Annotated in this window: 5 protein-coding genes and 1 pseudogene; 4 read left to right on the top strand and 2 right to left on the bottom strand. The window is 65.9% G+C overall.

Annotated features, from left to right (window positions below; all coding sequences use genetic code 11):
- On the top strand, positions 1-1,526 hold a 1,526-nt coding region (locus A3728_RS21170), incomplete at its 5' end, for a trimethylamine methyltransferase family protein (protein ID WP_067928448.1).
- 69 nt (positions 1,527-1,595) lie between these two features.
- Here A3728_RS21170 and A3728_RS21165 read toward each other — a convergent pair.
- Complete coding sequence (locus A3728_RS21165; RefSeq protein WP_067928445.1) at positions 1,596-1,898, bottom strand: EF-hand domain-containing protein; 303 nt, start codon at positions 1,896-1,898, stop codon at positions 1,596-1,598.
- A 274-nt stretch (positions 1,899-2,172) separates the two neighbouring features.
- Here A3728_RS21165 and A3728_RS21160 point away from each other — a divergent pair, with 274 nt between their 5' ends.
- From A3728_RS21160 to A3728_RS21150, 3 genes are all read left to right on the top strand, one after another.
- Complete coding sequence (locus A3728_RS21160; protein ID WP_067928440.1) at positions 2,173-3,546, top strand: phospholipase D-like domain-containing protein; 1,374 nt, start codon at positions 2,173-2,175, stop codon at positions 3,544-3,546.
- Positions 3,543-4,274 carry an endonuclease/exonuclease/phosphatase family protein gene (locus tag A3728_RS21155; protein WP_067928436.1) on the top strand — a complete coding sequence of 244 codons (732 nt, stop codon included), beginning with the start codon at positions 3,543-3,545 and terminating at the stop codon, positions 4,272-4,274. The genes A3728_RS21160 and A3728_RS21155 overlap by 4 nt, the downstream gene beginning before the upstream one ends.
- A gap of 93 nt (positions 4,275-4,367) precedes the next feature.
- Entirely contained in the window at positions 4,368-4,760 is a 393-nt protein-coding gene (locus A3728_RS21150) for a four-helix bundle copper-binding protein (RefSeq protein ID WP_067928432.1), read from the top strand.
- Positions 4,761-4,918: 158 nt separating this feature from the next.
- On the opposite strand, the pseudogene A3728_RS21145 reads toward A3728_RS21150, so the two are convergent.
- Positions 4,919-5,542: pseudogene (locus A3728_RS21145) on the bottom strand (vitamin B12-dependent ribonucleotide reductase); the annotation flags it as partial.

Below are 5,542 nucleotides of genomic sequence, written 5' to 3'. Positions count from 1 at the left end.
CCCACCGCACCGGAGGCCGCGCCGCCCGGCGCGCCGCCCGTGCAGCCCCCCTCGCCCAGCATCTGCGCCCGATCCGCCCCGGCATGAACGGCGGCACCTACCGCCCCCTGTCGGAAGCGGACATGGCGCGCATCCATCAGGCAGCACTCGACGCGCTGGAACAGATCGGCCTTGCCGATGCGCCGCCCTCGGGTGTCGCATATCTTACCGGCGCGGGGGCCGTGCAGGGCGATGACGGTCGCATCCGCTTTCCGCGCGCCTTGGTCGAAGATACCATCGCCCGCGCCAACCGCAGCGTGACGCTGCATGGGCGCGACGCCGCCCATGACCTTGAGCTTGGCGGAACGCGGGTGCACTACGGCACCGCCGGGGCCGCCGTGCATCTGGTGGAACCGGACGGGCGCAACTACCGCGAAAGCGGCGTGCAGGACCTGCATGACGCCGCGCGCATCTGCAATGTGCTCGACAATATCCATTTTCTCCAGCGGCCCATGGTCTGCCGCGACATTCCCGACAACCGGGAAATGGATCTCAACACGATCTATGCCTGCTGTTCCGGCACGACCAAGCATATCGGGGTGTCCTTCACCGAACCCGGCTTCGTCGCCGAGGGGTTAGAGATGCTGCATATGATCGCTGGAGGGGAGGACAAATGGCGCGAGCGGCCCTTTGTCAGCAACTCCAATTGCTTCGTCGTGCCGCCGATGAAATTCGCGACCGAATCCTGTCAGGTGATGGAGGAGGTTATCAAGGGCGGCATGCCGGTGCTGCTGCTTTCGGCAGGCATGGCCGGGGCCACGGCGCCTTCGACCATCGCGGGGGCGATTACACAGGCGGTGGCGGAATGCCTTGCCGGTCTCGTCTATGTCAACGCGGTTAGGCCGGGCCATCCGGCTGTCTTCGGCACATGGCCCTTCGGGCTGGACCTGCGCACAGGGGCGATGACCATCGGGTCGGGCGAACAGGCCCTGCTCAGCGCGGGCTGCGCGCAGATGCACCAGTTCTACGACCTGCCGGGCGGGGCCGCCGCCGGGGGGGCCGATTCCAAGCTACCCGACATGCAGGCGGGCTGGGAGCAGATGTGCACCAACGTGATGGCGGGTCTGTCGGGCCTCAACATGGTCTACGAGGCCGCGGGGATGCATGCCTCGCTGCTGGGTTTCTGCCACGAATCGCTCATCCTCGGGGACGATCTGATCGGTCAGGCGCTGCGCTGCGTGCGCGGAATCGAGGTGAACGACGAAACGCTGGCGCTCGACCAGATGCGCGCGGTCTGCATGGGCGGGCCGGGGCACTACCTCGGCACCGAACAGACGCTGGACCGGATGGAGCAGGACCACGTCTATCCCCGGCTGGGGGACCGCACATCGCCCAAGGAATGGGACGAACGCGGCAAGCCCGATCTGGTGGCCAAGGCCACCATGCGCAAACAGGCGATCCTGTCGGAACCCTCTGCCGCCGCCTTCGCCCCCGATCTGGATACCGCGCTGCGCGACAGGTTCAACATCCACCTGCCCAGACGCTAAAGGGCCTGTATCGCTCCGGGCAACGCCGAAGCTGCTCTGCCCTGATGCTTTGAGCTTGGGCCGGGTGGCTTAGTCCGCGACCTTGATCGCGGCACCCAGACCGAGGCGGGCGGCGGCCTTCGCCTCGGCCATGTCCAGCGCGCCGTCCCGGTCGGTATCCATCGACGAAAAGAGCCGCGCGGTCATGCCTGGGTCCGCGCGCTTTACCTCGGCGATGGTCAACATCCCGTCGCCGTTGGTGTCCACCCGGGCGATCCGATCATCGATGGGCGCGCCGGATAGGTCCTCCGACGCGACTCCCTGGGTCGCGAACAACGCGACGGTCATGGCCATAACGGCCCTCCCGGGGCCGAAGATTATCCTGGGTGTCATGCCACTCTCCTGTGCCTTCGACGCGGCTGGCCGCGCAGGTGCCCACCCAGTCTGCCACGACACGGGGCGAAATGCCCGCCCAAGATGCCATTCACAGGCGATTTGGCGGGCTTTTGCCGAAACGGCGGCCCGCAGGGCAGCGCGCCGCCGATGCGCTTTTGCACCGGTCTGCCCGGTGCGCAGCGCTTTCGCCGCCTGCCGTTTCATTCCGGTCGCACCCCGCCCGAGCCTTTGATAGCAACGCCCGGACAACTGACCGAACGGAGTTTTCCGCATGCTCTACTGGTTCACCACGCACGTCGAGATCGTCGTCGTCGTGCTGCTGACCCTTGCCGCCGCTCTGGTTATCCTGCAGCAGCGCCGGACGCCGCAATCCACCGCCGCCTGGCTGCTTTTCATCGCGGCGCTACCCTGGGCGGCGGTGCCGCTGTTTCTGCTGCTGGGCTTCCGCAAGCGCCATTCGCGCTATCAGCCGATCTTCTTCCGCGAAGGCGATACCGGCGGGCCGCCCCCGGCGCCCGCGCATCCGCTCGACTCCACCTTTCAGCATTACGGCCTGCCCCCGGCACATGCGGGCCAGCGCCTGCGTCTGCTCAAGGAGCGGGAGGAAGCCTTCGAGAGCATGATGCAGGTGATCGACAGCGCCAAAGATCGCGTTCATGCCCTCTTTTACATCGTGGCGAACGACGCCACCGGCGTTGCCTTTGTCGATGCCCTGACCCGCAAGGCGGAAGCCGGTATCAAGGTCCGCCTGCTGATGGACCGTCTCGGCACGGTGCGCGGACCGCACCGCGCACTGAAACGGCTGCGCGCGGCAGGCGGAGAGGTGCGTTTCTACAGCCCCCTTCTGCAGATGCCCGGCAGCGGGCACCTCAACCTGCGCAACCACCGCAAGATGGTGGTTGCCGACGGGGCGCGGGTGTTTTCCGGCGGTATGAATATCGGGGAGCATTATCTCGGGAAAGGAAAGATGCCTGAAGGCTGGATCGACCTCGGCTTTACGCTGGAAGGCACCGCGGTGCAGAGCTTCGCCGATGTCTTCCGCTCCGACTGGAGCGTGGCCAGCGGTGACGACCTCGATGCGGTGCCCCCGGTGGCCCCCGCCACGGGCAGCGACGCGACGGTCCAGCTTGTCCCGTCTGGCCCCGATACGGTCGAAGACCCGCTGCACGACGGGTTGATCCGCGCGTTGCATATGGCCGGAGATCGTATCTGGCTGATCACCCCCTATTTCGTGCCCACGGAACTGCTCAGCAATGCTGTTGCCATCGCTGCGCGGCGGGGTGTCGATGTGCGCATCCTCGTGCCTGCCCGGTCGAACCAGCGCATGGCGGATTTCGCGCGCGGTGCCTACTTGCGGGAAATGAGCGAAGCCGGGGCGCGGATCCTCTATTATCAGCCGGGCATGATCCACGCCAAGGCCGGGATCGTCGACGATACCGCCTATGTGGGGTCCGCCAACTTCGACGTGCGCAGCATGCTGCTGAACTTTGAAACGACGCTTTTCGTCTATGACGCGGGAACGGTGGCGGATCTGGCCAGTTGGTTTGCCATGCTGAGCGAAGATTGCGAAACCGGGCGGCCGCGGGACGGCATGATCCGCCGGGTGGCCGAAGGGCTGTTCCGGCTCGGAGCGCCGATCCTGTGACCGGAGAAACCGAAGCGGAAACCGGCCCCCGGTCGGAGGGCGCGTTGCGTATTGCCAGCTATAACATGCGCAAGGCGATGGGCACCGACCGGCGCCGCGACCCGCACCGGATCATGCGTATCGTAAAAGCCCTGTCGGCCGATGTGGTCGTGCTGCAGGAAGCCGACCGGCGCTATGCCCCGCGCCCTTCCGCCCTGCCCCTGCAGGAACTCGAAGCGCTTACCGGAATGAAACGGGTGCCGGTACCGGGAAACGTCAGCCTCGGCTGGCACGGGAACGCGATTCTCGTCGGTCCAGATGCCGTGATCGATGAGGTGGAATACCTCGAACTGCCGGGAATAGAGCCACGGGGCGCCTTGGTGGCGGACCTGTCGCTGGGGGACCGCGAACTGCGGGTCATCGCCGCGCATCTGGGATTGTTGCGCCCTTCGCGGAAGGGTCAGTTGAGCGCGATGTTCGACCATCTGGCGGAACGTCCGTCGCGCCCCACGGTGATCGCGGGTGACATGAACGAATGGTCCCAGAAGGTGGGGCTGGGGCGGCTCGCGCGGCGCTTTACCATCCATGCGCCGGGCAACAGCTTTCACGCGCGGCTTCCGGTGGCGGCACTGGACCGGATCGCGCTCGATGACCGGCTCGAACTTGCCCATGGCGGAGTGCTGGAGACGCGCGAAACCCGGCGCGCTTCCGATCACCTGCCGATCTGGGTGGATGTCCGGCCCAGATGACGCGCGGGTGGAGTACGTTTCCGCACGATTTTCGCGGCGTGGAACTTGGCCCCCAACGCAGGTGTTTTCCCCGGCAGAGCATAGGAGGACACCATGTCTATCGAGAAGATGATTTCCGAACACCCTGACGTTGCTGGCCATCTCAACGAGCCGCTGGCCAAGGCGGTGCGTCACGCGATGTACTGCGCCGCCATCTGCAATTCCTGCGCCGATGCCTGTCTGGCAGAGGACGATCCCGCCGGGCGCCGCGACTGTATCCGCAAATGCCTCGACTGTGCCGACATCTGCGCGGCGACGGCACGCGTTGCCGCCCGCCGCACCGGCGGCAACGAGCAAATCCTTCGCGCCACGCTCGAACTCTGTGCGAAGGCCTGCGAGGATTGCCGCGACATGTGCAGCAAGCATGACAGCGACCATTGCAAACGCTGCGCCGAGATGTGCCGCGAATGCGCAGAGGATTGCCGCAAGGCGATGGAAAACCTCTGAAGAACGCACCCTAACCGGCTGCTACGCAATAAAAAAGGGAGCACCTCGGTGCTCCCTTGCAGTTTCGCCATCCGGGCTCGATCTGTTAACCGCTCGGTTCACGTTTCGCCTGCGGCCCGGATGCCGTCGAGGGGCGAGCGCACCCGCCCCCGGTCCGTTTAGCTACACCCGGAGGTCCCGCCGCAGGTGTTGCATTTCATGCAGGTGCCGTTGCGCACCAGCGTGTAGTTGCCGCATTCGCCGCAGGCCTCGCCTTCGTAGCCCTGCATCTTGGCCTTGGTCCGCGCATCGATCCCCACCGACCCGCTGCTGACGGCGGTGGACCCGGCCATGGCGACGCTGACGTTGCCGGTTGTCGTGCCCGTGGCCATCGCTGCCGCGCCCATGGTGGCGACTTCTGCGGTCTGGCCGCCCTGCAGCACGATCAGCTCCTGCGGCAGACGGTTGCGCAGATACCCGGTGGAGCTGATCTGGCGCAGCACCTCCAGCGACTTGCCTGCGGCACTCTCGCTCAGTTCCGCGACGTTGCCGACGCCCTCTTCCTCTTCGCCGCGGCCCAACGTGTCGAAGGTGGCGCCTTCGGGTTTCACATGGGCCAGATCCGTCCGGTCTAGGTAGCTGACCGCCAGTTCGCGGAAGATATAGTCAAGGATCGAGGTCGCGTTCTTGATGCTGTCGTTGCCCTGCACCATGCCCGCGGGTTCGAACTTGGTGAAGGTGAAGGCATCGACGAACTCTTCAAGCGGCACGCCGTATTGCAGGCCCACGGAAACCGCGATGGC

The organism is Sulfitobacter sp. HI0040 (assembly GCF_001634885.1).
Lineage (GTDB): Bacteria > Pseudomonadota > Alphaproteobacteria > Rhodobacterales > Rhodobacteraceae > Sulfitobacter.
This window is presented reverse-complemented; position numbering and strand designations above follow the sequence as displayed.

Bases quoted from the DNA above. Each gene is read 5' to 3' on its own strand.
- A3728_RS21160 (WP_067928440.1), top strand. From the start codon at position 2,173: ATGCTCTACTGGTTCACCACGCACGTCGAGATCGTCGTCGTCGTGCTG.
- A3728_RS21165 (WP_067928445.1), bottom strand. From the start codon at position 1,898: ATGACACCCAGGATAATCTTCGGCCCCGGGAGGGCCGTTATGGCCATG.
- A3728_RS21150 (WP_067928432.1), top strand. From the start codon at position 4,368: ATGTCTATCGAGAAGATGATTTCCGAACACCCTGACGTTGCTGGCCAT.